25 protein-coding genes are annotated in these 21,850 nt (G+C 41.9%); 19 read left to right on the plus strand and 6 right to left on the minus strand.

The window, feature by feature from the left end; genetic code table 11:
* Positions 1-220 precede the first annotated feature (220 nt).
* The 10 genes from yfkAB to NSQ55_RS08865 all read left to right on the plus strand — a co-directional run bounded on the left by yfkAB (position 221) and on the right by NSQ55_RS08865 (position 8,791).
* On the plus strand, positions 221-1,357 hold the full coding sequence (gene yfkAB, locus NSQ55_RS08820; protein WP_076124796.1) for a radical SAM/CxCxxxxC motif protein YfkAB: 1,137 nt from the start codon (positions 221-223) through the stop codon (positions 1,355-1,357).
* Positions 1,358-1,377: 20 nt separating this feature from the next.
* Positions 1,378-2,736, plus strand: coding sequence for a hemolysin family protein (locus NSQ55_RS08825; RefSeq protein WP_076125129.1), 1,359 nt, complete (start codon positions 1,378-1,380; stop codon positions 2,734-2,736).
* A 164-nt stretch (positions 2,737-2,900) separates the two neighbouring features.
* Complete coding sequence (locus NSQ55_RS08830; RefSeq protein WP_339172677.1) at positions 2,901-3,581, plus strand: response regulator transcription factor; 681 nt, start codon at positions 2,901-2,903, stop codon at positions 3,579-3,581.
* Positions 3,578-5,332 carry a HAMP domain-containing sensor histidine kinase gene (locus NSQ55_RS08835; protein ID WP_076124801.1) on the plus strand — a complete coding sequence of 585 codons (1,755 nt, stop codon included), beginning with the start codon at positions 3,578-3,580 and terminating at the stop codon, positions 5,330-5,332. Before NSQ55_RS08830 ends, NSQ55_RS08835 begins: the two co-directional genes overlap by 4 nt.
* Before the next feature lie 42 nt (positions 5,333-5,374).
* A complete protein-coding gene (pssA, locus tag NSQ55_RS08840; protein WP_076301334.1) occupies positions 5,375-5,899 on the plus strand; it encodes a CDP-diacylglycerol--serine O-phosphatidyltransferase in 525 nt (174 codons plus the stop codon).
* Between the two features lie 7 nt (positions 5,900-5,906).
* Positions 5,907-6,401, plus strand: coding sequence for a DedA family protein (locus NSQ55_RS08845; RefSeq protein WP_076100017.1), 495 nt, complete (start codon positions 5,907-5,909; stop codon positions 6,399-6,401).
* A 47-nt stretch (positions 6,402-6,448) separates the two neighbouring features.
* Positions 6,449-7,474, plus strand: coding sequence for an AI-2E family transporter (locus NSQ55_RS08850; protein ID WP_339172681.1), 1,026 nt, complete (start codon positions 6,449-6,451; stop codon positions 7,472-7,474).
* 208 nt (positions 7,475-7,682) lie between these two features.
* Complete coding sequence (locus tag NSQ55_RS08855; protein ID WP_036684070.1) at positions 7,683-7,901, plus strand: spore coat associated protein CotJA; 219 nt, start codon at positions 7,683-7,685, stop codon at positions 7,899-7,901.
* Positions 7,902-7,904: 3 nt separating this feature from the next.
* Positions 7,905-8,171 (plus strand): spore coat protein CotJB, encoded by a 267-nt coding sequence (locus NSQ55_RS08860; protein WP_036684069.1) that lies wholly within the window; start codon positions 7,905-7,907, stop codon positions 8,169-8,171.
* 50 nt (positions 8,172-8,221) lie between these two features.
* Positions 8,222-8,791: a manganese catalase family protein gene (locus NSQ55_RS08865; protein WP_036684067.1), complete on the plus strand. Its 570-nt coding sequence runs from the start codon at positions 8,222-8,224 to the stop codon at positions 8,789-8,791.
* A 61-nt stretch (positions 8,792-8,852) separates the two neighbouring features.
* Here NSQ55_RS08865 and NSQ55_RS08870 read toward each other — a convergent pair whose 3' ends face one another.
* Entirely contained in the window at positions 8,853-9,482 is a 630-nt protein-coding gene (locus NSQ55_RS08870) for a LysE family transporter (RefSeq protein WP_076124808.1), read from the minus strand.
* 352 nt (positions 9,483-9,834) lie between these two features.
* Entirely contained in the window at positions 9,835-10,170 is a 336-nt protein-coding gene (locus tag NSQ55_RS08875) for a potassium channel family protein (protein WP_076124810.1), read from the minus strand.
* 218 nt (positions 10,171-10,388) lie between these two features.
* On the opposite strand from NSQ55_RS08875, the gene NSQ55_RS08880 reads away from it, so the two are divergent.
* Positions 10,389-10,727 (plus strand): hypothetical protein, encoded by a 339-nt coding sequence (locus tag NSQ55_RS08880; RefSeq protein WP_339172686.1) that lies wholly within the window; start codon positions 10,389-10,391, stop codon positions 10,725-10,727.
* A 16-nt stretch (positions 10,728-10,743) separates the two neighbouring features.
* Here the strand turns inward: NSQ55_RS08880 and NSQ55_RS08885 are convergent, their stop codons facing one another.
* Entirely contained in the window at positions 10,744-11,433 is a 690-nt protein-coding gene (locus NSQ55_RS08885; protein WP_076301331.1) for a Crp/Fnr family transcriptional regulator, read from the minus strand.
* 80 nt (positions 11,434-11,513) lie between these two features.
* Here NSQ55_RS08885 and NSQ55_RS08890 point away from each other — a divergent pair, with 80 nt between their 5' ends.
* Positions 11,514-12,266, plus strand: coding sequence for an HAD-IIB family hydrolase (locus NSQ55_RS08890; RefSeq protein WP_339172688.1), 753 nt, complete (start codon positions 11,514-11,516; stop codon positions 12,264-12,266).
* 311 nt (positions 12,267-12,577) lie between these two features.
* Here NSQ55_RS08890 and NSQ55_RS08895 read toward each other — a convergent pair whose 3' ends face one another.
* The 3 genes from NSQ55_RS08895 to NSQ55_RS08905 form a co-directional block, all read right to left on the minus strand.
* Positions 12,578-13,777 (minus strand): MFS transporter, encoded by a 1,200-nt coding sequence (locus tag NSQ55_RS08895; RefSeq protein ID WP_339174448.1) that lies wholly within the window; start codon positions 13,775-13,777, stop codon positions 12,578-12,580.
* A gap of 66 nt (positions 13,778-13,843) precedes the next feature.
* The gene (locus tag NSQ55_RS08900) at positions 13,844-14,461 is read right to left on the minus strand and encodes a sugar O-acetyltransferase (protein ID WP_076187110.1); all 618 of its coding nucleotides are present in this window, start codon (positions 14,459-14,461) and stop codon (positions 13,844-13,846) included.
* Between the two features lie 37 nt (positions 14,462-14,498).
* Entirely contained in the window at positions 14,499-15,455 is a 957-nt protein-coding gene (locus NSQ55_RS08905; protein ID WP_081390522.1) for an ROK family protein, read from the minus strand.
* A gap of 255 nt (positions 15,456-15,710) precedes the next feature.
* On the opposite strand from NSQ55_RS08905, the gene NSQ55_RS08910 reads away from it, so the two are divergent.
* From NSQ55_RS08910 to NSQ55_RS08940, 7 genes are all read left to right on the plus strand, one after another.
* Positions 15,711-15,872 carry a hypothetical protein gene (locus tag NSQ55_RS08910; protein WP_254857120.1) on the plus strand — a complete coding sequence of 54 codons (162 nt, stop codon included), beginning with the start codon at positions 15,711-15,713 and terminating at the stop codon, positions 15,870-15,872.
* Positions 15,873-15,955: 83 nt separating this feature from the next.
* Positions 15,956-16,591: a sigma factor-like helix-turn-helix DNA-binding protein gene (locus tag NSQ55_RS08915; RefSeq protein ID WP_076187112.1), complete on the plus strand. Its 636-nt coding sequence runs from the start codon at positions 15,956-15,958 to the stop codon at positions 16,589-16,591.
* Between the two features lie 441 nt (positions 16,592-17,032).
* Positions 17,033-17,563, plus strand: coding sequence for an RNA polymerase sigma factor (locus NSQ55_RS08920; protein WP_076187114.1), 531 nt, complete (start codon positions 17,033-17,035; stop codon positions 17,561-17,563).
* On the plus strand, positions 17,560-18,384 hold the full coding sequence (locus tag NSQ55_RS08925; RefSeq protein WP_076187116.1) for a hypothetical protein: 825 nt from the start codon (positions 17,560-17,562) through the stop codon (positions 18,382-18,384). The genes NSQ55_RS08920 and NSQ55_RS08925 overlap by 4 nt, the downstream gene beginning before the upstream one ends.
* On the plus strand, positions 18,374-19,237 hold the full coding sequence (locus tag NSQ55_RS08930; protein ID WP_076187118.1) for an ABC transporter ATP-binding protein: 864 nt from the start codon (positions 18,374-18,376) through the stop codon (positions 19,235-19,237). The genes NSQ55_RS08925 and NSQ55_RS08930 overlap by 11 nt, the downstream gene beginning before the upstream one ends.
* 5 nt (positions 19,238-19,242) lie before the next feature.
* Positions 19,243-20,379: an ABC transporter permease subunit gene (locus tag NSQ55_RS08935; RefSeq protein ID WP_076187120.1), complete on the plus strand. Its 1,137-nt coding sequence runs from the start codon at positions 19,243-19,245 to the stop codon at positions 20,377-20,379.
* 200 nt (positions 20,380-20,579) lie between these two features.
* The gene (locus tag NSQ55_RS08940) at positions 20,580-21,794 is read left to right on the plus strand and encodes an S-layer homology domain-containing protein (protein WP_339174450.1); all 1,215 of its coding nucleotides are present in this window, start codon (positions 20,580-20,582) and stop codon (positions 21,792-21,794) included.
* Positions 21,795-21,850: the final 56 nt, after the last annotated feature.

Raw genomic sequence — 21,850 nt, forward strand, 5'->3', positions numbered from 1 at the left:
AGCGAAGAGAGAAGATTAGGCTTGTCCGCATAACTCGCGGAAGCCTATTTTTCGTCTCGCTGCTATTATTTTTTACAGTGAAAAAGCTTGTAAGGTCAGTCTGAAAGACATCCGAAGTGCAGTTTTTCTGACTAACGTGGTATGATATAGGATAAGACACCGTTCAATCTTCATGATTATGGGTTAATAATAGGAATAAGATTTAAAGGAGCTAGTACAAATGAATGTTTTAAGACCATTAACATCTTCACCGAAGGAGCTGTCGCCAAGCTACGATCCGTGGGATCCCATTACTTCTTTACGTAAGCATGGACGCCATGTGCTAACGAGTGTGGAATTCACAGTAACCAATTTATGTAATATGCGGTGTGAACACTGTGCGGTAGGTGATAGTTTAACCTCTAGAGAAGGGGATATGCTGCCGCTTAAAAATATGTTGGACCGTTTAGATGAAGTAGAGCATCTGGAGACGATTAGTATTACCGGCGGAGAGCCTATGTTCTTGGCTGGAACGGTGGATAATATCATAGTGCCGCTCTTAAAGTATGCCAAAGAGCGGGGGATTAGATCGCAAATTAATTCTAATCTGACGATGCCGTATGCTCGATATGAAAAGCTGCTTCCGTATTTGGACGTTATGCATATTTCTTTTAATTATGTGAACGGAGACGATTTTCATGAAGTTGGTTTTGCCAACAGCGGGCATGCAGTTTCAAAAGAAAGTGCATATCGGTTATATAATGCAATGATTGAGAATTCTCGACGGCTAAGTGAGGATGGTATGCTAATTTCTGCGGAAACTATGATTAATTACCGTACACATACTAAGCTGCCTGAAATTCATAAGTTGATTCTCGATATGGGCGCCAAACGGCATGAGGTACATCCTATGTACAACTCCAGTTTTGCTTCGGCTTTGCCAGTGTTGTCCTTGAATGAAATGCGGACGGCAATCCATAAACTACTGGATACCCGTGATCCGGAGATTTGGATGCTGTTTGGGACCCTTCCGTTTTTTGCTTGCAGCTTCCTGGAAGAAGATCAGAAGCTGATAAGCAGAATGCGCGGCGAGAAGAATGTTACCCTTCGCAATGATCCGGATGGCCGGAACCGAGTGAACGTAAACATGTTTACTGGCGATGTTTTTGTTACAGATTTCGCTGATATCGCAGCCTTTGGCAACATCGAGAACCAAAAGCTGGATGATATATTTATCGATTGGCAGACTAAACACCCGCTGAACCAAAAGGTGAACTGCCACTGCGATGCAGCAGGCTGCTGCGGACCTAATCTGTTAGTGGCTGATATGTATTATCCGGAAGTTGACTTCAAAACTAGAAAAGCGATCAATCTGTAGAAATGAGGCGTTGTTAAGTGGTGCATACGGAATTTGAAGTAGGGAGATTATTGCTTAATCTTTTGCTGGTTCTGGTGCTCGTATTATTGAACGGTATTTTTGTAGCAGCGGAATTTTCATTAGTTAAGGTCAGGCAGTCCCGCCTGACCCAACTTGTCAGTGAAGGTAATAAAATGGCTGGATATGCTCTGAAAGTAAATAAGAGACTGGATTCCTATTTATCCGCCACTCAGTTTGGGATAACACTTGCGTCGCTGGGCTTAGGTTGGGTTGGAGAGCCCGCGATTTCTGAGCTGTTGGTCGAACCTTTAATGTACCAGATGGGGATCACCGATCATACCCTGATTTCTACCGTATCTGTGATTATTGGATTTTCGATCATTACATTTTTACATATTGTACTTGGGGAGCTTGCTCCTAAATCGCTCGCGATTCAAAGAACAGAAGGTTCGGCACTGTTGTTATCTGCACCCCTGATGTTCTTCTATAATGTGTTCATGCCTTTTATCTGGGTGCTGAACGCTTCAGCCAACGCGTTGCTTCGGTTAGTCGGTGTGGAGCCTGCAAATGAAAGTGAAGCAGCACACTCGGAAGAGGAAATACGTATTCTGATGAATCAGAGCGCCAAGAGTGGTGTCATTGACAAAGATGAAATGAAACTAATGGATAATATCTTTGAATTCTCAGATCTGCTTGCACGTGAAGTCATGCTGCCTCGTACAGATATGGATGTGCTTTACAGCAATCTTTCGTTAGAAGAAAATATGAAGATTATTACCGAAACGAGACATTCGCGTTATCCGGTTGCTCTGGAAGATAAGGACCGTATTATCGGTTTTATTCATATTACCGACCTGTTGTTTGCTCCACCGGAGCAACAGAATGATCTTACAACTCTGGTTCGGCCTATCCTTAACGTTCCGGAATCGATGGAAATCAGCCATACTCTTCGTTTTATGCAGAAGAATAAGGCTCAGCTGACGTTAGTTGTCGATGAATATGGCGGCACAGCAGGTTTGCTGACAGCAGAAGAGATTCTGGAAGAAATCGTAGGCGATCTGCATGACGAGTTCGAAGATGAGCGTCCAAGTGTGGAACATAACGGGGAGTACATCTCTGTTGAGGGCCGGATGCTGATTGAGGATGTCAACGATCTTACGGGTGTTGTGATTGAAGACGATGAGGTGGATTCCATCGGCGGCTGGTTGTTTAAGGAGCTGGAGGGTAATCCAACCAAAGGAAAACGTGTCAAAGTAGAAGATGTTATTTTTGAAGTCGAGGAATCAACAAGATTGCGTATCACTAGAATTAATATCCACCGGGAACCACGAGTCGAGGACGAAGAAACCTCAGCAGAACTGAATGAGGATAAAGAATAACCTATTGAAAATTATAACGTATTGTTCCGGTTGATCAGGGATATAATGAACTCCTCCTGCAAGAGCTGTATGGCTCATGACAGGAGGAGTTTTTTGTGGACACATAAAGGACATAACGCTCGTCTATGCTAATGTTTATTAATTGTTTGAAAGCGGGGTCTAGATTGAAAAAGAAACTTCTTCTCGTTGAGGATGAAATTCGTATTCGTGAACTGGTATCTGATTATTTCTTACAGAATGATTGGGAGGTACTTGAGGCGGATAATGGAAGAGATGCATTGGTTTGGTTTGATTCACTGCTGCCGGATCTGCTGATTTTGGATATCATGATGCCTGCTATGAATGGCTTTGAAGTGTGCCGTGAAGTTCGTGAAAAATCAGCGGTACCCATCATTTTGTTAACAGCCAAGTCCACAGATGACGACAAAATCTACGGTTTTGAATTAGGAGCCGATGATTATGTTACAAAACCATTTAGTCCAAAGGTGCTAGTAGCCCGGGCAAATGCACTTATGAAACGGGTTGAAGGCACCCATCAGCCTGAGTCTAGCATAATAAAATTTGGTTCCGCGATGTTCAATCCCTTGGCTCATCGGTTGGAGGTAGAAGATGCGGAAGTGGAGCTTACCCCTAAGGAATATGATCTTTTATGGCTTTTAATACGAAATAAAGGGATTGTTATTTCAAGGGATACGATCCTCAGTCGGATCTGGGGAATTGAATTTGAAGGAGATTCCAGAGTTGTGGACAGTCATATCAAAAAGCTGCGAAGTAAATTGGGTTATGAATCACGTTTTATTCGTACGGTAATTGGCACAGGATACATGTTTGAGGAAGAGGCATGAGAAGACGGGGAATTACTTTTAAACTGTTTGTGATGACCGTTATCTTTTTCCTTTGCTTCTATGGCATGGTGATTCTAAGCCAATTGCTGTTGTTTGACAATTTCTATCAGAAGCAAAAAGAGCACCGTGTGGAGAAACACCTTAAGAGTTTTGCGGCAAGATATATTAGCGAACCATGGGGAAGCACTAGAACCTCTCAGGAGCTTGTCCGGTTTATGCTGCGGAATAAAACACAAATGGTTATTTTGAAGCTGGATGGAAGGATGAATTCAGAAGATCCATTTCATATAAAGCTAATCGATGATGACGGGAAGAGTATGGTTGTTTCTTTATCCCTATTCATGAATCAGTACGGAGATTCACTGAGAGCAGCAAACATTAAAGTAGATGATCAGTTGAGCGTGGAAGGCGAACTTCTGGATGAAGACAGTGCTTCACCCGTTATACTCTACCCCATAAGCATTACAAAAAAAGGGGGCGGAACCATAGGGGAGACGGGAGAGACTGGGACGATTCATGCATCTGGTACTGTTGCAGAAGTTGTACTGCCTGATTTAAAAATATGGAATCCCCGCCAGGGAATATTGTTTGAGGCTCTTGAGGAATGGTTTCCTTTGACACCAGCGCAGATAGAAGACTTTAAAAATTTGAAAATACAGAAGCAAGACTGGGTTGCTCCCTGGAGTGGGAGTCGCAATTCTGTGGTTATTCTGCCCCTGAAGCAAAGTAACGGAGAAATTGAATTACTATTCACAGTCACTTCATTACAGGAAGTTAAGGATTCGAACGATGCCTTACGTTGGTTCTTTTTATATCTGGGAATGGGTGGCTTTGTCCTGATTCTGGTGCTTTCTCTCTTTTTCTCGAAAATGGTAACGCGTCCGCTAATTAAGTTAAACAAGATAGCAAAACGGATGGTTTCTCTGGACTTTACAGGGGACACATCGATTCGGCAGAAGGATGAGCTAGGCAGCCTTTCTAACAGCATGTTCACCTTATCACTAAGTCTGGACTCTGCTTTAGGGGAGTTAAGAGAGGCCAATCAGCAGCTAGTTGAGGATATGGAGCAGAAGCAAAGAATGGAGATCATGCAGCAGGACTTTTTTGCCAACGCCTCCCATGAATTGAAGACACCCCTCAGTATTATCAAAGGGTTTGCTGAAGGTTTGGAAGACGGCGTTAGTGCCGGCAAGCAGGATCACTACATTAAGGTGATTATTGAGGAAGCCGATAAAATGGAGTTTCTTGTTAAAAATATGCTAGATCTAGCGCGGTTGGAGTCGGGCACGATTAAACTACGGAAATCTTCCTTTATGTTAAGTGAACTGACGGAAAAGGTGACAGACAAGCTGGTCCACTTGCTGAGTGAAAAACATTTGGAGGTCATCATTATTCCTGCGAATGAATTACCGGTCTATGCGGATGTGAACTGGATCGAACAAGTTATGCTAAATTTTATGACCAATGCTATCAGGCATGCGGAAGAAAGAAGTTCTATCACTGTCAATATTGAGAGTCATGCCCAGACTATTGTATTCACTATTCAAAATATAGGAGAATCAATCCCTGAAGATCAGCTGGAGCAGATCTGGGAACGGTTCTATCGGTCGGAGCCATCCCGCAGTCGAATGACAGGCGGTACGGGTCTGGGGCTTTCCATTGCAAAGCGAATACTAGATATGCACGCTTGTCTTTATACAGTGAAAAATACGGAGAACGGTGTCAGCTTTACTGTGACCTTTGAAGGTTAAACCGAATCAACAGAAATACTGCTATGAAAGGGGTGAAATTGTATGAAATTGAACTGGTTGCCTTCAACGTGCACACTCGGAAACTTGGGACTAGGATCACTATCCTTGTATTTTACGATTCAAGAACGATATAGCCTAGCTTTATTAATGATATTGCTCGCGGCAATATGCGATGTACTGGATGGATTACTGGCAAGAATATTGCAATGTACTAGTGAATTCGGTAAACAATTGGACTCATTGGCGGATATTATATCATTTGGTTTAGCGCCTACCTTCCTTATCTTGTTGTATAGGTTAGAAGATGCCGACTGGATTGGACCTGCAGCTGCAGTTTTCTTTTTGATCTGTGGCGCACTTCGTTTGGCCAGATTTAATCTGTCGGCGCCTTCCAAAGGGTTCGTGGGGATGCCCATTACTGCTGCTGGAGTCATTCTGTCGATGATTTCTTTACTAGATGAACGGATGAAACCAGGACTGGTCATCGGATTAATGGCATTGCTGTCCGTAATGATGATCAGCCGTATCCCATTTCCGTCCCTTAAAAAATCCTTCAACAGGAAGTGATACACCCATGCCTTGGATTATAGAGTTCATTTCACAATACGGATATTTAGCCATATTTGGCCTTATGGCACTTGGGATTATCGGACTTCCTGTGCCTGATGAGGTGTTAATGCTGTTTGTAGGCTATTTATCCTCCGTTATGGTTTTGGATTTTTCACTTTCCGTATTGGTTTGTTTTATGGGATCCATCACAGGAATGCTTATCAGCTATACCATTGGTTTAAGGCTAGGACAACCTGTGGTAGCTAAATTCGGCAAGTGGGTTGGCCTTACACCCAAGCGTTTTGCCAGTATGAAAAGATGGTTTTTGCGGTTCGGAAACTGGGCGATTTTCATTGCTTATTTTATTCCAGGTCTGAGGCATGTATCGAGCTATATCTCTGGAATCAGTGCTATGTCTTTCAAAAAGTATATACTCATAACGACTGCAGGAGCGCTAACCTGGTCACTCCTTTTTGTTTCCATCGGCTTTTTTGTGGGGGCTAAGTTTTCCTTTTTATAGCCATTGAAGTTTAACATTATTAATCGCAATTGAATGGAGCAAGATCAATGAATGTATTCAAGCGATTCTACGCGAATAGTACTTCCAGACGCTTTTTTATTCTCGCACTTATCGGGTTGCTGCTGTACATGGTTCGAGGGATGCTTAATCTGGTGTTGCTGACGTTTCTGATTGCTTTTGTCATGAACAGCTTTCAGATTGTGCTCAGTAAACGAATTGGTAAATTCATGAAGGTTAACAGTAAGGTGATTATTGTCATTTTATACCTTGCTTTAATCGCATTGATTGTACTGGCCCTTGCAAGATATCTTCCTAAAGTATTGGAGCAGATTAAGCAATTAGCTATCTTCCTCACCAATCTCAAATCAGAGGATCTTCCGCAGAACAAGATTACATTATATTTGTATGATATGCTCAGGGACCTTAACTATCAGTCCTATATCAAAAGAGGCATCGATTATGTGCTGCAGGTTAGCAACTGGGGTGCAACTTTCGTTCTATCAACCATTTTAAGCTTTGTGTTTATTCTGGAGAAGAACCGGGTCGTCAGTTTCACTTCTAGGATGAGAGAGAGCAGGATTGCCTGGTTTTATATAGATCTGGAGTATTTCAGCCGAAAATTCATCGTTTCCTTTGGGAAAGTAATTGAAGCGCAAATTCTCATTGCCATGTTCAATACCTGTCTTACTGTTATTGGCTTGTGGTTGCTTAACTTCCCGTATTTATTTGCCCTAGCGATTTTGATTTTTCTGCTCAGTCTCATTCCGGTAGTTGGTTTTTTGATTTCGCTCATTCCGCTTTTAATAATTGGTTACAACATCGGCGGTCTGATAACAGTTACTTATGTGCTGGCGATTATTGCGGTGTTGCATTTTATCGAAGGCTATTTCTTGAATCCTAAGTTGATGTCCACAAAAATGAATTTGCCGATGTTTTTCACCTTTAGCGTGTTGTTGTTCTCTGAGCATTATATGGGTGTCTGGGGACTTATTCTTGGTATTCCTATCTTTGTATTTATGTTGGATATCCTTGAGATTACCCACGAAGATTCGTTCAAAAGAGCGAAGCCCTAAGCTGAATACTAAAAAACCCAAGTTATAAGCTGTTTTCGGTACTTTTCCGGAGACAGCTTATTTGTCATGCACATTGCACAAAAAAAATTGCTAATGGGCTTTTTTTGTGAATAACGTTTTATATTGTGTCCTGCTGTCATAAGTTAGCTAAGGGAGTAATGTTCAGAGTCTTTAAAGAAGGAACAGGAACAAAGGAGGTACAAAAAAGATGGAATCACAGCTGCGGAGGTATACCCCCTTTAGGGGCCCGTTTGATCCTTGCCCACCGGTGCCGTTCAAGACGTATGTAGTTCCACCCAATCAATTTATCACCTTTCAGCCGCCCGATTTGCCACAGTTTAGTTTGCAGGAGGCTCTGAAGTATGGAACGCTCTGGCCAGCACTATTTAGTCCGTATGAATCCAAGTGCAAAGGAGGAGGAAAATAGACTATGGAGGCAAATCCTTGCGACCAACGTTATTATGAATTGCTTGAACAGTTGCAGACCCTTGATTTTGCCTTAGTGGAGTTGAACTTATATCTAAATACGCATCCTGACGATCTGAGAAGTATTGAACAATTTAATCAGCTTACGCTGGAACGAACTAAGCTAGCGAATCATTTTCAGGAGTTATATGGTCCGCTGCAGAATTTTGGCCGCGCTTATTCTAAATGTCCATGGGAATGGAATCAACCCCCTTGGCCTTGGCAGGTGTAAGAGGAGTATAACCGTAAGGAACTATTTTTCTAGAGGAGGGAAGTTCCCGAATGTGGATATACGAAAAAAAACTGCAATATCCGGTACGGGTGGGTAAATGTGATGTCCGGATGGCGCGTTATTTGAGTGAGCAATACGGAGGCGCAGATGGCGAGCTCGCCGCTGCACTACGCTATATGAATCAAAGATACACGATTCCAGATAAAGTTATTGGCGTGTTGAACGATATTTCTACTGAGGAATTCGCTCACCTTGAGATGATTGCCACGATGATCTACAAGCTGACGAAGGATGCTTCGGTATGTGAATTAGAGGAAGCGGGATTAGGGCCACATTTTGTAGCGCATGATCATGCCTTGTTCTACACGGATGCTAGCGGAGTTCCATTCACCGCAGCCTATATTCAAGCTAAGGGTGATCCGCTGGCAGACCTTTATGAAGACATTGCGGCTGAGGAAAAAGCCCGGGCTACATATCAGTGGCTGATTGACATGACGGATGACGTGGATCTGCAGGATAGCCTTAAGTTCCTGCGGGAGCGGGAGATTGTGCATGCATTACGGTTTAAGGAAGCGGTGCAGATTATTATTGATGATCGGAATCAGAAGCGGGTGTTCTAAGGATTTCTGTGAAAAAGACATTTAAAGCCGTTCTCTTTTAAAAGAGAACGGCTTTTTTACGTTAAAAAATATGGAGGCTCCGCAGGAATTGATAGAAGAAATACCCGCCAAAGCCGATTAATACAACACCTGCGCTGATAGTCACCCATTTAATAGCCGTCCGGTTCATTGCTTTTCGTGTGGTGGATACAATCGTCATCAGGCCAATATCATGGAGCAGGATACCAATCAGGATACCTAATCCTACGAGCAAAAAGCTGCCCGTATTAGTACGGTCAAAGGAGTCGGACAATACGGTACCAAAGACACTAACCCAAAATACCAGGTTTCCTGGTGAGATCGCCACTAGCAAACCATTTTTGTAAGAAGAGAACAGCGATTTGGACGTCTTCTCTCCTCCAAGGGAAATATCATGATCTGCATTCTTGATGCTGTCATATCCAACGTAGCATAGGAAGAGAGCCCCAACTAACCACATGATTACTTGTATGATAGGCATGGAAAGAATAGAAGCTAGACCCAAGTATAAGCCTAGAATTAGGAAGAGGTCGATAGTCATTCCCCCGAGGCCAACAATCCAACCATGCATAAAGCCATTTTTCAAGCCTTGTTTGGTCATTTCAATGGTAATGGTACCTACGGGGAGAGCGATGGAAAAGCCGAGCAAAACGTATGTAAGAAATAAAGCCATTAAAATTAAAAGCCCCCTTTATCAAATTAAACGAAAGTATATTTTACACCATGAAGTAATAGGGGGCAATTCTTTTGAGTGAATTTATCTATTACAAATTTGCTCTAAAATTTTCGACCGCTCTAATAGAGACGGTCTTTTTTATTTATTTGAGGATCGTCAGAGATGAATATTAATGGTCTCGATTTTCTTTACCGATGAATTATTGCTCGAAAATTAAAGGGTGACATGAGATGAAAAATGTGATTTAGTTAGGTGAAAGTTAGTATATAAGCGATTATTTGAAAAAAAAGCCTCATTAGCTTCGGCTAACAAGGCTCTTAATACTGTTACAAGTTTTGGATTCCATTATTTAATTGTTATCTTTATCGGTTTGCTTGATCAGTTCATAAGCGATATACCCGATCATTCCCAAGAACAACCCTGTGCCTGCAATAATGTAAACGATCGTAAATATTTTTCCGAGTGCTGTCTGGGGAACAAATGTTGGATGACCTAATGTACTAAGCGTTGCAACGCAGAAATAAATAGCATCCAGGACAGACAAACCTTCCTGTTTGACATAAAAAATGGTTCCGGACAACAGCGTCATCAAAACTAATAAGAATAATGCTTGGAAATTTTTACGTTTGAGCGCTTTCCATAAGCCCGAGAATAAACGTTTTAAAGTTAGTAAAAATGATAACATGCAGCTCCACCCTTCATTTATATTAGAGCATACATAACAAATTAACGTCAAATTTAAAATAGATTTGCAGGAAGAAACTGAGGAGGTTGTGGGGAACTTAAATTTCTAGCATTCAGAGCTGAAACTGGTCACACTCCATTCAAAGCTAGTCTAAGCTATGTTATTATTACCTTATATTTTCCTATAAATAACAAATTATAGAGTTTGGAGGTTTAAGAATGAAAAGTAAGCGTAACTTGATAATGCTGTTATTGTTTGCTTTGACGATTATACTTTCAGGATGTAATGATAAAAAAGCTGCGATATTATCCATGGATGAAATACGAGATCTAGCTCAGCAAGGCGAGGCGTTGTCGTGGAAGGATTTTGAAGGTCATCCCTTTGAAGACGTTGGTTCAGGTTTGTACATCCGTAAATATGAAATTAATGAAAACTACCATGTGCTGGTGGGTGGCGGAAGTGTTGATGCAGCTCCTCTGTATATAAATCTTATCAAAAGAAACGGAGAAAAGATCGATATCCGTTATGATGACATCGATCATTTTATCCTCAATTAAATGAGGGGTTTTTAGGCTATTCAAATCTTATTCCGTTAGATAATTCATCCAGACGCTCCCAGTCGAGTACAACAATTTCTTGCTTAACTTTATATAAAATTTCCATGTCGGTGAGCCGCTGAATGACACGGTTTAAATGGCGGGGAGTAGTCCCAATCAAAGAGGCTATATCTGGGATATAGGGTGTCTGAATTTCTTTTCCAAACTCACGTTGGAGTTGAATGGTCAATAAATAACTTGCAAACCTTTCCTCTACAGAGCCCAGCAAGTTCGTTCGGGATGCGGATGTGCAGGTTAGAAGCTTGTAGGAGAGATGTTTCAGCAACAAGTCTTTAAACCTGTGGTTATCCATTAGGTCAGACTCAACCTTTTGTTTCGGGATAAATAAGAGGCTGGTTTGTTGTACCGCTTCAACTTGGGATTGGATCACAACTTCCTGCACGTATTCAATATCCCCGAATAATGACAAGGGTGAGCAGAAACGTAATAACAAGGATTTTCCCGTCCCCACACTAGAAGAAACCTTGGTACGCCCCTCCACTTGAAAATAAATTCCGTCCAGCTCATCCCCCTCACGCAAAATGATTTCATCCTGCTCATAGACAAGTAACTGGATTAAAGCATGTGTTGACGTTGTGAATACTTGGTCTAGATTAAATTGTGTAATGTAATGTGATATCAGATTTGGATCGTGAATAGATTTCATCGTTTACTCCTTTTTGGACATCGGTCCTTTCCATTATATCTGAACTCGTTAATATAGAGAAAAAGGGGAGGTTATTAACTGTGAAATTTATTTTTGATTTAGATGGGACGATTTGTTTTAGCGGCAAACCTTTGAGTGGATTTATTGTACAAGCCTTGGATTCTCTAATTGAAAAAGGACATGAGGTTATTTTTGCGTCAGCCCGGCCTATTCGTGATTTATTGCCTGTGTTGCCTGCTCATATGCATCATTTTTCTATGGTTGGCGGGAATGGCGCGTTTATTGCAAAGGGTGGGGAGGTTATTTCGACGATACATTTTGACCCACAGACTGCGGACAACCTCCTGAATTTGATTGAAGAATTTGATGCAACTTATTTGATTGATAGTCACTGGGACTATGCATATTCGGGTTCTGCAGACCATCCCATCCGGAGAAATGTAGATCCAGAACAACGCGCCAAAAATGTAACTCCATCAGAGCTGGATGAGATTGTGAAGGTAGTTATTTTGAGCAGTCTGAACGGGGAACAACTTATACATAAGCTGCAAAATCTGCCGATTGTGATCTACCAGCATGGACAAGAAGATATTATGGATATAAGTCCACAAGGTGTGAACAAATGGACAGGACTAAAGAGGTTAGGCATAGAACCGCAGCAATTTATTGCATTTGGTAACGATGCTAATGATATAGAAATGTTTAGACATTCCGCACATTCGGTTTGTGTTGGCGATCATATATCTTTGGGAGAAGTTGCAACGGAAAAGGTTAGTAGTGGTGAAGAGCAGATTGTTAGAAAAATAATGGAGCTGGCGGAAGGACTAAGATAATTGTTGGGATGGTGATCACCAGCTCAGAGGTCATTATTGCGGACTGTATAGTCGCTATTTCAGGATTTAGCTTCATTAGGCGGAGTGTTCGGACTCAGGAGGCGTTATCTAGTCAGAAGACAGCGGTTTTTGCACACAAACAACTCAATAACGACTCTGGGGTCCGAATAACCTCATTTCTGTCTATTTCGAAGCCAATAAGGACATTTGAGTCCGATGGTAGGAGGTTGGTCGCTATTTGCAACAAAAAACCTGCCAAAAAATCAGCAGGTTTTTTGCATGGATGAGCAGAAATAAGTGTGATAACTATTCTAGATAAGTTCTTGGCGGTGATTTAAATAACGATATAAAACACAACCGGATATCGCGCATATAGCTGCACATAAGCCGATAAAACCATACCCAGCTTGAAGACCACGTAGCAAGCCAGTTTGTGTTTCTGCTCCGTAAAGCCTCTTTACACCTTCGATTACTGCACCTATGGCATAGTTGCCAATCACGCTACCGACTCCCATTAGTGTAACTGTAAAGGTGATGGCAGTGTCACTGCCATGCGGATACCTTTTTGCGATAAACGCCATAACGGTCGGATAAATCATAGCGATACCTATGCCTGCTGCTGCGAATAGAAACGCGAGCTGTTCCCCACCCAAAATAGCAGCAAACGTACATAAGGCAGAGAAGGCTGAAAAGATGATAAGCGATAGATTGAAACCAATCTTATCTGTAACCGGCCCCAGCAGGAGCCTTGCTAGCGAGAAGCAGAGAAAAAAGGTGGACAACATACCAGAAGCTGTAACTGTATCCCACAAGTATGCTTTTTCCAAAAAATTCACTAGCCATCCACCTACTGCAAGCTCTGACACTACACCGAAAGAAAGAATAAGCACCATCAGCCATAAAGCGGGATCGCGGACCAACGTTTTTAAAGAGATCCGGTCCTCTTGCGGAAGATCGTCACCCGGAAATGTACTGCGCAAGGCAGATAGAATAGGCAGTAAAGATAAGCTTAGCATAATCAGATACATTCCGCGCCAGTCGAGTGGATGGCCAAATATACTTACCGACATGAGTCCTGTTGCCAGCAGTGGAGCTAAGGTTGAACTAAATCCGTAGAAAAAATGGGATAAGTTCATCATCGTCCCGGTATTTTTTACGAAGATGCGTGCTCCCAAAATGGCAAGACCAATCTCCAGCATTCCGTTTCCGATGTACATCAGGAAATAAGAAGCTGAGAAGAAGGGATAGCTGTGGGAGATATAGATTAACACTCCTGAGAATATCATGGATGCAAAAGCAATGATACTGACAACCTTGATCCCCCACTTCCGAACCAATACAGCTGTAAAGGAGCAGGCGATCAAATAACCTAATGCATTTAGGGATAAAAGGGTGCCGAGCTGTTTCTCGTCCAGATTAAAGTCGAATTGGATTCGCGGAATGGCAGGTCCTTTAATATTTTCCGATATGCCAAACACTATAAATCCTAAAAAGATGGTTGCCAATTGCATGGCGTAAATCTTGTTAAATCCCCCGAAGCGCTTTTTCAAATTGAGATCCTCCCAGAACGGGTTACTTTATTGCTCAATGTCTCTGTAATACTCTTCTTTAAGTTTTTCCCAGTGTTGCTTATCGTCGTCGGTGATTGCTCTTAATACCTTGCATGGGTTCCCCACCGCAATTACATTGTCAGGGATATCCTTAGTCACGACTGAACCTGCACCGATGATTACATTGTTGCCGATTTTTACCCCAGGATTAATTACTGCGTTTCCACCAACCCACACGTTGTTTCCGATGGTAATCGGTGTACCGAATTCAAGCATACTAATACGCACGTCCGCATCTATGGGGTGACCAGCAGTATATACGCCTACCCTAGGTCCAAAGAGAACATTGTTACCAATCGTTACTTTAGCTACATCAAGGATAATGCAGTCAAAATTAGCGTAGAAGTTATTGCCAACGGTAATATTACTGCCGTAATCACAACGGAAAGGAGGTTCAACATATAATGACTCTCCTGTAGACTCAAATAATTGCTTGAGTAGTTCTACTCTATATTCACCTTGTTCTTCCGTCGTATTGTTAAATAAACGAGTGAGCATTCTGGATCTTTTGTTATCCTTTGCTAATTCTTCACCGCCTGCCATATATAGCTTTCCTGCAATCATGTTTTCTTTGTTTGTTGCCATTCGTAGTTCCTCCTGAAGTGTATGTTAGTTTTATGTTTTACCGGCGCTTCTCAACCAGCTGCAACGAGTAGGTTAAGCTTTCCAGTGTGATCGCAATTAATCCGTTCATGTAATGATCATCAGGTTGATCCAGCACAATTAAGTGAGGCATATGCTCCTCTGGAATCACTTCCAGACAACGTTGATAAATCGGCCGCACATTCTCTTGTTTGACTTGCTCTCCTGTGAGAGCTATGGTCTCTGGATTAATAATTGCAATCAGGGACGATATAGTGTGAGCCGCCAAAGGGATGAAGGTATCCGTGTGGTCCAAGCTACTCAATTGCTGTTCACGCGAGATTCCAAACGGTAAAAAAGAGACTTCACCAGCAAATCTGGTATTACCTTTGTGGATATGCCCGTCGATCATCATCCCGGCGCCTGGAAACGCTCCTTTGATAAAGGTCACCACGACAATAGTTTTATCCTCTTCATAATCCTGCTGTTTATAGAACCCGTAAACGGTCAGATTCATATCATTTTCAATCGTGACTTCAAGCTCGTATTTTTCTCTGAGTAGTGATTCTAAGGGAGCATTAATTAACTCTTTAATGTCACAGATATTAATGACACCTTGGTGAGCAAGGCCGGGAATCCCAATCCCTACTGCCTTGATGTTGTTATATTGTTGGATAAGCGTATCCAGCAGATGGTCGATGGCTGCAGCATCTACGTACTCTAATTCCATCCATCCATGATCCACACGATCACCAACTGAATTGGTCACCGCATAGGTTATGGATTTCTGGCCATCCTCAATTTTGGCATAGATACATGCAATATAGGAGAAATCAGCGTTATAGATAAATCGTCTGGCCGGTCGGCCTCCATTTGAAGCCTCCAGTTCAGTCTCAATGACTTCACCAGTCTCCAGAAGTTCATTCAGGATATTTCCGCAGGTAGCAATACTTAATCCGGTGGCACTTGCAATCGTGGATTTGGTTCCTTCCTTCATCGATTTCAAGGCCTGCTTGATAAGCTCCTGATTTATCTTTTTAACACGAATAGAATTGTTTGCGATTTGGTTTATTTTATTCACCTCTAGACTTTTGAAAATGGTTATTAAAAGTATTATCAATACTATAACTTGGCTCTATATAATTGTCTAGCAATCGACAGTTTTTTATTATGGATTTTTTTGAACGGACATGTGGCTTTTAATCAACCTGCGGTGTCTAATTAAATGTAAGGTCAAGAGGAGGTTCTTACAATGTCTGGAGCTCATGACAAATCCACTGTTTATCCGGATGAACAGGGAGACAAGCAAAGCTTTGAAATCACTTATAATCAATATCGCGAAAGAATCCATAAATATCTTTCGTTGAAAGTAAATTCGGGTAGCACGGAAGACTTAACGCAACAGTTTTCTTAAAGGCCTTGGAAAAAATTCATACATTTAAAGGAATTCGAGCTTATTCACTTGGATCTTCAAAATCGCACAGAATATTGTGAAAAATGAATATTGGGGCTTTTATTTCATTGCGCTTTTTTGTAGACTGCACCTTGTTAGAGATCTCTAAGATTGTTGGAATGCGAGAAAGTGCGGTTAAGAAACGATTGTACCGAGCATTAGAGAAATTAAGAAGTGAACTTAAAGAATGGGGTGACATTACAATTATGTCTATTCAAGATAGGATATCTATTGTTAGCAAAAGCGATACGATCGTCACGAATGATAGTATGGAGAAGGTACACCGTGACTTATTTAATGATCTCCCAACTTTTCATCAAGCTGTTGGTGAAGTAGACGCTCCTAATTGGTTCATTGGCACTTTTGAGGGAAACAAATTGAAAATTGTTTCTCCTTTAGATCCAGGGCCAAAGCATACGTATGAAACTATTCTTAAATCCACGCTGCACTTGTTTACAATGTGGTTAATCGGTGACATTAATCCACTTGCTCCTAAATGGCTATGTCAAGGGATTGCAGGATACGAAGTAAAACAAATGCCTGATGAGTTCATTAAAAATTCGACTTCAGAGCAAATTCATAATCTTGTTATTCCTACTTTTCAAGAATTAAATTCCGAGGGTTGGGATTTCGAAACGATGAATGGCTTTCAGTTCTCTTATTTAATCGTTGAATTATAGTTTTTATTATAAAAGGGTCACATTTACCATGTATTTGAGGCTATTGTGACCCTCTTAATTGTCGGGCTAGAAACTATTAAAAGAATATACAGCATCATTTGTTTCATCGAACAATAATCCACCATTTACGAAGATTTTCACAAAAAGACCACTTGTAATGAGTGTGCACCATGGAAATTAATAGAATCAATGTTATATAATTCACTAAGATACAAGCTAAAAATGTTCACTCACAATTTGAACCGGGGACATAATCTAGGGAAAATTTATATTCGGCCAGCCAGAACCTTCTGGTTGGTCTTTTTAATGTGATGCGTCTACTTCGTAGGCGATTTCGTTATATTTAGTAGATTGGTAGATTGGTAGATTGGTAGATTGGAGGGGAATTAAATCGGGGAGGACAAATGGGTCACAGAAGCGCAGCAGGGCAATGAGGCAGCGGTGGAATTATTAATTCGGCATACCTATAGTGATATTTATCGATTCATCAGATGGAAAATACATAATGACGAATTGGCCTGGGATCTTGCACAGACGGTGTATGAAAAAGCATGGGCCAAGCTTGACAGCTATCAAAATAAACAGGGGAGTTTTCGAGCTTGGTTGATGGCGATCGCGCAAAATGTCTGCATTGACTATTTTCGCAGCAAAGGTGCTCGGCAAGCAGAGTTGAATCAAAGCTTATCTGATGAAATCACAGTCGAAGGAGATTTTCTTGAAGGAATATTAATTCGTGAAGAGGTTAAGCAGGTATACGCCGCGATTTACTCACTGCCAGAGGAACAGAGGGATGCGCTCTTGTTAAGGTATAAATATGAATTTACGTTTACAGAAATAGCTGCCGTAACTGATGAACCTGAATCTACTGTGAAGTCAAGGGTAAGCCGATCGCTGATTAAATTACGTGATTTACTAAGCTATTCCAAGCAAGAGGACATATCCCAACCCCTAAAGAAAGGAGCAGGAAAATGAGGGTTAAACGTAACCATCAAGATTACCTCAATCTGAATTTACAGGATGAGATGACAGCAGAGTCTGTAGAGGAGATCGTGAATTATATCAGGTGCATTCCTGAACCGCCACGCCTTGACGGTTTTGCAGAAGAAGCCATGAGCAGGTGGAGAAAATCCAAGCGGGCTTTACCTGCGCCAGTACCACCCGTTCCTCTATTTGCACGGCAACAGCTGAGGATTCTTTTTTCACAGGGATGGTGGAAAGAGGTTGTGCTTGGTGTGATCTTGTTTGTAGTAGGATATTTGGTGCTGAGTGTTATGGAGATTGTTAGCCCTATGTTCATTCTGTCCATCGTGGGTTGTATTCCTTTACTGGTGGTCGTCTCTCATACGGCTCGGAATACGCTCTGTGGAATGGGAGAACTCGCACGTAGTTTTAGAATTCCGTTGCATCGGTATGTGCAAGCTCGGTTCCTTATGGCAGGGGTGATCTCACTACTGATTAACGTTAGTGTAACTGCTATGGTAACCCCGGTAGGGGGAACGGAGTTTATGCTGCGTATGACCCTGCTATGGTGCATCCCGATCCTAAACAATGCGGCGGTAGCGTTAGTATTATCCACGCTGATACGTAATTTTAGACAATTAACGACCGTACTCTTCATGTTGCCTCTCTTTTGGATGATTTTATTTTCCGGAGAATTTGCAGTGAGATGGACGATGTCGGTCGAGTTATTTTGGTTAATGGGACTGGGCGTTCTGTCGGCAGTGGTATTTAGCCTAGCCATGAGGTTTCAATCCAGAATATTGAGCAGGGGAGGGTTTCTGATTGGAGCTTAAACTATGTAATATTGTACATGATTTCGGCAAAAAGCGAATTTTAAATACGATCAACCTTTCTATGTCACCTGGTGTGTATGGTCTTCTAGGACCTAACGGAACAGGAAAAACGACATTGATGCGTATAGTTGCAGATATTCTGTATCCGACTCGTGGAAATGTACTTTTAGATGGACAAAACAAGGATGATATGGGGGATCAGTACCGGGCTCAGATAGGTTATTTACCGCAGGAACTGGGGATGTACAATCATTTTTCAGCTCGCGATTTCTTGTATTATGTTGCTGCCCTAAAGGGGTTGACCAAGAAGGAGGCGAGTGATCGTATAGAGGTTCTTGCTCAAATGGTTAATCTATCCGGAGAAATGGATAAAAAATGTGGTAAGTATTCCGGCGGAATGAAACGTAGACTCGGTATCGCTCAAGCATTGCTTAATAATCCGGGCATCCTCATTCTGGATGAGCCCACAGCAGGACTTGACCCCTCGGAACGCGTAAGATTTCGAAATTTAATTTCTGAAATATCAAATGAGCGCATCGTTATTTTGTCTACTCATATCGTTTCTGATGTTGACCATATAGCTAAACAGGTGCTACTGATGGGGCGAGGAGAGTTACTTCGTCAAGGAACAATTAAGGAGTTGACCAATGAATTGCAAGGAGAGGTTTGGGAGGCACATGTCCCCGGGCGGTTGCTGGCTCAAATCGAAGAGAATGGAACTGTAGTGAATGTGCAGCAGACAGATACTGGACTAGTGGTTCGGGTAGTCAGCAAGACTTTGCCAGTTGAGAATGCACTGATGGTGAATCCTTCATTAGAAGATGTATATATGCATTATTTTCGGAGGGGATGACACACATGAAACGTCTGGTGATGTTTGAATTACGTAAAATTATGATTCCCAGAGTCTGGATTTCTATAGCTGGAAGTATTGCATTAGCCATTTTTTGTTTTGTTAGTTTCTACCCATCCGGTACGGATAGTCTATTGGTTGTAAACAAGGAAAAGCCTGAAGCTATCGCCGCTCATCTAGGACCGATTCAACCAGATTTAGCTTTGAAATACGCACCTAGACTCAAAGAAGAATATGCTGAAGACAGCGCTTGGCCCAAAGAGGAGAAGATGAAACGAATTCTGGAGCAACACTATGCTGGTACAGCTTATATGGTAGATCAATTCAACAGAAATTTAACAGAGCTGAGAGAGCAGAAGGTTTTAATGGAGAGGCAAGAACCAGGATCTTATGCGCTAAGAGATGTTACTAAAAAGCTCTCCATGCTGGAGGAGGGAAAACCACGGGGGTTTTATGTAACTGAGGACTGGGACTTATTACATATATTTTTTTCGAGCTCGCCTGGCGTCGGGGATCTTTTGATCGGTCTTATTCTAGTATTTGCACTGGCCTCCCTGTTCTCCGGCGAGGAAAACTATAGAATGGATGCACTTATTCTATCTAGTAAATACGGAAGGTTGAAGATTGTTGCGGCAAAACTATTAGCTGGATTTATAGTTACGTTTGTCTGGGTTACTCTTTTTTACGGGATTTGCACATTGCTGGCCTGTTTACCGTTCGGCTTCGTGGGCTGGAATGCCCCGCTGAATAGTTACTTTTATTTTGATGAGACTCCATATGCCTTAACCCAGCTGCAGGGATTTGCCGTGAAATATGCTGTAACCTTGCTGGCTGCATGTGGTCTTTTGTTATTGACAGCGCTGATATCCGCTTTGTGTCGGAGTAGCTTAAGCAGTCTTGGACTGGCAGCATTCTTAGTTATTCTTCCCCTTTTCTCTTTGCCTGGAATGTTGGGCAAAATAATCTCTTTTTTGCCGTCAGGTGTAATGGTTAGCAGATCCTTAATCGAAAAATATGTATCCTATAACATTTTTGGCATCCCTATATTACATCTACCCTTGTCAATCCTTTCGGTGATAATTATAGGTATAATTGCTATAATGCTTATCCCCAAAGCTTTCGAACGTCGATTAAAGGTCTAAGTAGTAGGTAGGTTAAGATCGTTCCCGCTATGAAGGGGAGCGATCTTTTTTGGCTTTTCTTGTGAAAAAGGAGAGCAGTATATTTACGAATCAGACTTTTTACCCGATAGTTAAGATAAAGGGTTAATCACGATAAACCTGACAAAGAGAGCAGGAACCCCTTACCGATAAGAACGAAAGGGATTATTAAATTGAAGATAATGAAGCTATTGGTACTAGGTCTTATCTCAGGGACAATTGTAACATGCGGCAACGTGAGTTATAGAGTTCATGCTGACACGACAACGTACGAGAATACAGGGACATATGAAGAAGTGGAAGAGGACGGTGAGGAGGATCCGGCATATTCACTGTTCACTGACATTCAAGGTCACTGGTCCGAGCCTTGGGTGCGCTGGGCGTTGGGCAACCAATTGATGGTTGGTTATGATGATGGGAGCTTTCGACCGGATCAGTCGATTACGGAAGCAGAATTTTTGAAATTATTTTATCTTTCTTTCGGCTATCCAAAGGCTACTAGCATAGGCGAAGAATGGACAGCAGCACCGTATAGAATGGCTAAGTGGTGGAATCATCCAGTTACTGGACTACAATATCCAGTGGCAAGATCGGCTCCAATCACCAGAATGGCCGCCGCAAGGTTAGTTGTATCTGGTCTAGGGATGAATTACAACGACACGGATTCCGTGGTTTATTTGCTGGGTAACTCTCTACTTCCACTTCCCGGAGAGCCAACGCTAGTAGGTTTCAAAGGAAATCTCCCGCTTACAAGAGCAGAGGCTATACAATGGATGAGAATGCTCAAGCTTAAGGGAATATATACTGTAATTTCTCGTCCAGAAGAACGATCGGATCGGAGTCTATTACCGTCATTACCGGAACAGGGTACAGGCTTGAAGGATTTTATAGCGGTTCCGGTTACCGATCGTGATTTCGGAATAGCGGATAGTGGACGTAATCTTTTTATTGATTTTGGGAGTTCAAGAATGTTAGTAGAGGAACATTACGGGGATTCAACAGGTCAAGATGTATTCAATAATGAAATGTATAAAGAAGTATCTGTACATTATGATACCGAAGGTCGGCTGAACGCTTGGAAAATAGACAAAGATAATGAGCGCATTGATCCAATCCACATAGGTACATTGAACAATATTCGACCTGGGATAAGTACATTGGAAGATGTGCTAAAGGCATACGGTACATACGTTGCAGTGGATAACGAATACGGGATTATAGTGAGTTACTGGTTTGAGAACAAGGGTGGAGTGTATGAGCCCCGATTGTCACCTTTTGAAATGGATAATATGGAGGGTGGGTTCTATATAGGCTTCATTATTGACAAACAATCTCTGAAAGTTCAAACCATACTCATATCTACAGCTCAGCAGGCAATGAATCCTACGGATATATAGGAATTGTACTGGAACCTTATTCATTCTTTAAAATGTGACGGCATGTCTTTCTGAGG

Origin of the sequence: Paenibacillus sp. FSL H7-0943 (assembly GCF_037963265.1) — a bacterium.
GTDB lineage: Bacteria > Bacillota > Bacilli > Paenibacillales > Paenibacillaceae > Paenibacillus_AQ > Paenibacillus_AQ odorifer.

Coding starts and splice junctions, on each gene's coding strand:
- yfkAB (WP_076124796.1), top strand. CDS start 221: ATGAATGTTTTAAGACCATTAACATCTTCACCGAAGGAGCTGTCGCCA.
- NSQ55_RS08835 (WP_076124801.1), top strand. CDS start 3,578: ATGAGAAGACGGGGAATTACTTTTAAACTGTTTGTGATGACCGTTATC.
- pssA (WP_076301334.1), top strand. CDS start 5,375: ATGAAATTGAACTGGTTGCCTTCAACGTGCACACTCGGAAACTTGGGA.
- NSQ55_RS08845 (WP_076100017.1), top strand. CDS start 5,907: ATGCCTTGGATTATAGAGTTCATTTCACAATACGGATATTTAGCCATA.
- NSQ55_RS08850 (WP_339172681.1), top strand. CDS start 6,449: ATGAATGTATTCAAGCGATTCTACGCGAATAGTACTTCCAGACGCTTT.
- NSQ55_RS08855 (WP_036684070.1), top strand. CDS start 7,683: ATGGAATCACAGCTGCGGAGGTATACCCCCTTTAGGGGCCCGTTTGAT.
- NSQ55_RS08860 (WP_036684069.1), top strand. CDS start 7,905: ATGGAGGCAAATCCTTGCGACCAACGTTATTATGAATTGCTTGAACAG.
- NSQ55_RS08865 (WP_036684067.1), top strand. CDS start 8,222: ATGTGGATATACGAAAAAAAACTGCAATATCCGGTACGGGTGGGTAAA.
- NSQ55_RS08870 (WP_076124808.1), bottom strand. CDS start 9,482: ATGGCTTTATTTCTTACATACGTTTTGCTCGGCTTTTCCATCGCTCTC.
- NSQ55_RS08875 (WP_076124810.1), bottom strand. CDS start 10,170: ATGTTATCATTTTTACTAACTTTAAAACGTTTATTCTCGGGCTTATGG.
- NSQ55_RS08880 (WP_339172686.1), top strand. CDS start 10,389: ATGAAAAGTAAGCGTAACTTGATAATGCTGTTATTGTTTGCTTTGACG.
- NSQ55_RS08885 (WP_076301331.1), bottom strand. CDS start 11,433: ATGAAATCTATTCACGATCCAAATCTGATATCACATTACATTACACAA.
- NSQ55_RS08895 (WP_339174448.1), bottom strand. CDS start 13,777: ATGCAATTGGCAACCATCTTTTTAGGATTTATAGTGTTTGGCATATCG.
- NSQ55_RS08900 (WP_076187110.1), bottom strand. CDS start 14,461: ATGGCAACAAACAAAGAAAACATGATTGCAGGAAAGCTATATATGGCA.
- NSQ55_RS08905 (WP_081390522.1), bottom strand. CDS start 15,455: ATGAAGGAAGGAACCAAATCCACGATTGCAAGTGCCACCGGATTAAGT.
- NSQ55_RS08910 (WP_254857120.1), top strand. CDS start 15,711: ATGTCTGGAGCTCATGACAAATCCACTGTTTATCCGGATGAACAGGGA.
- NSQ55_RS08915 (WP_076187112.1), top strand. CDS start 15,956: ATGAATATTGGGGCTTTTATTTCATTGCGCTTTTTTGTAGACTGCACC.
- NSQ55_RS08925 (WP_076187116.1), top strand. CDS start 17,560: ATGAGGGTTAAACGTAACCATCAAGATTACCTCAATCTGAATTTACAG.
- NSQ55_RS08935 (WP_076187120.1), top strand. CDS start 19,243: ATGAAACGTCTGGTGATGTTTGAATTACGTAAAATTATGATTCCCAGA.
- NSQ55_RS08940 (WP_339174450.1), top strand. CDS start 20,580: ATGAAGCTATTGGTACTAGGTCTTATCTCAGGGACAATTGTAACATGC.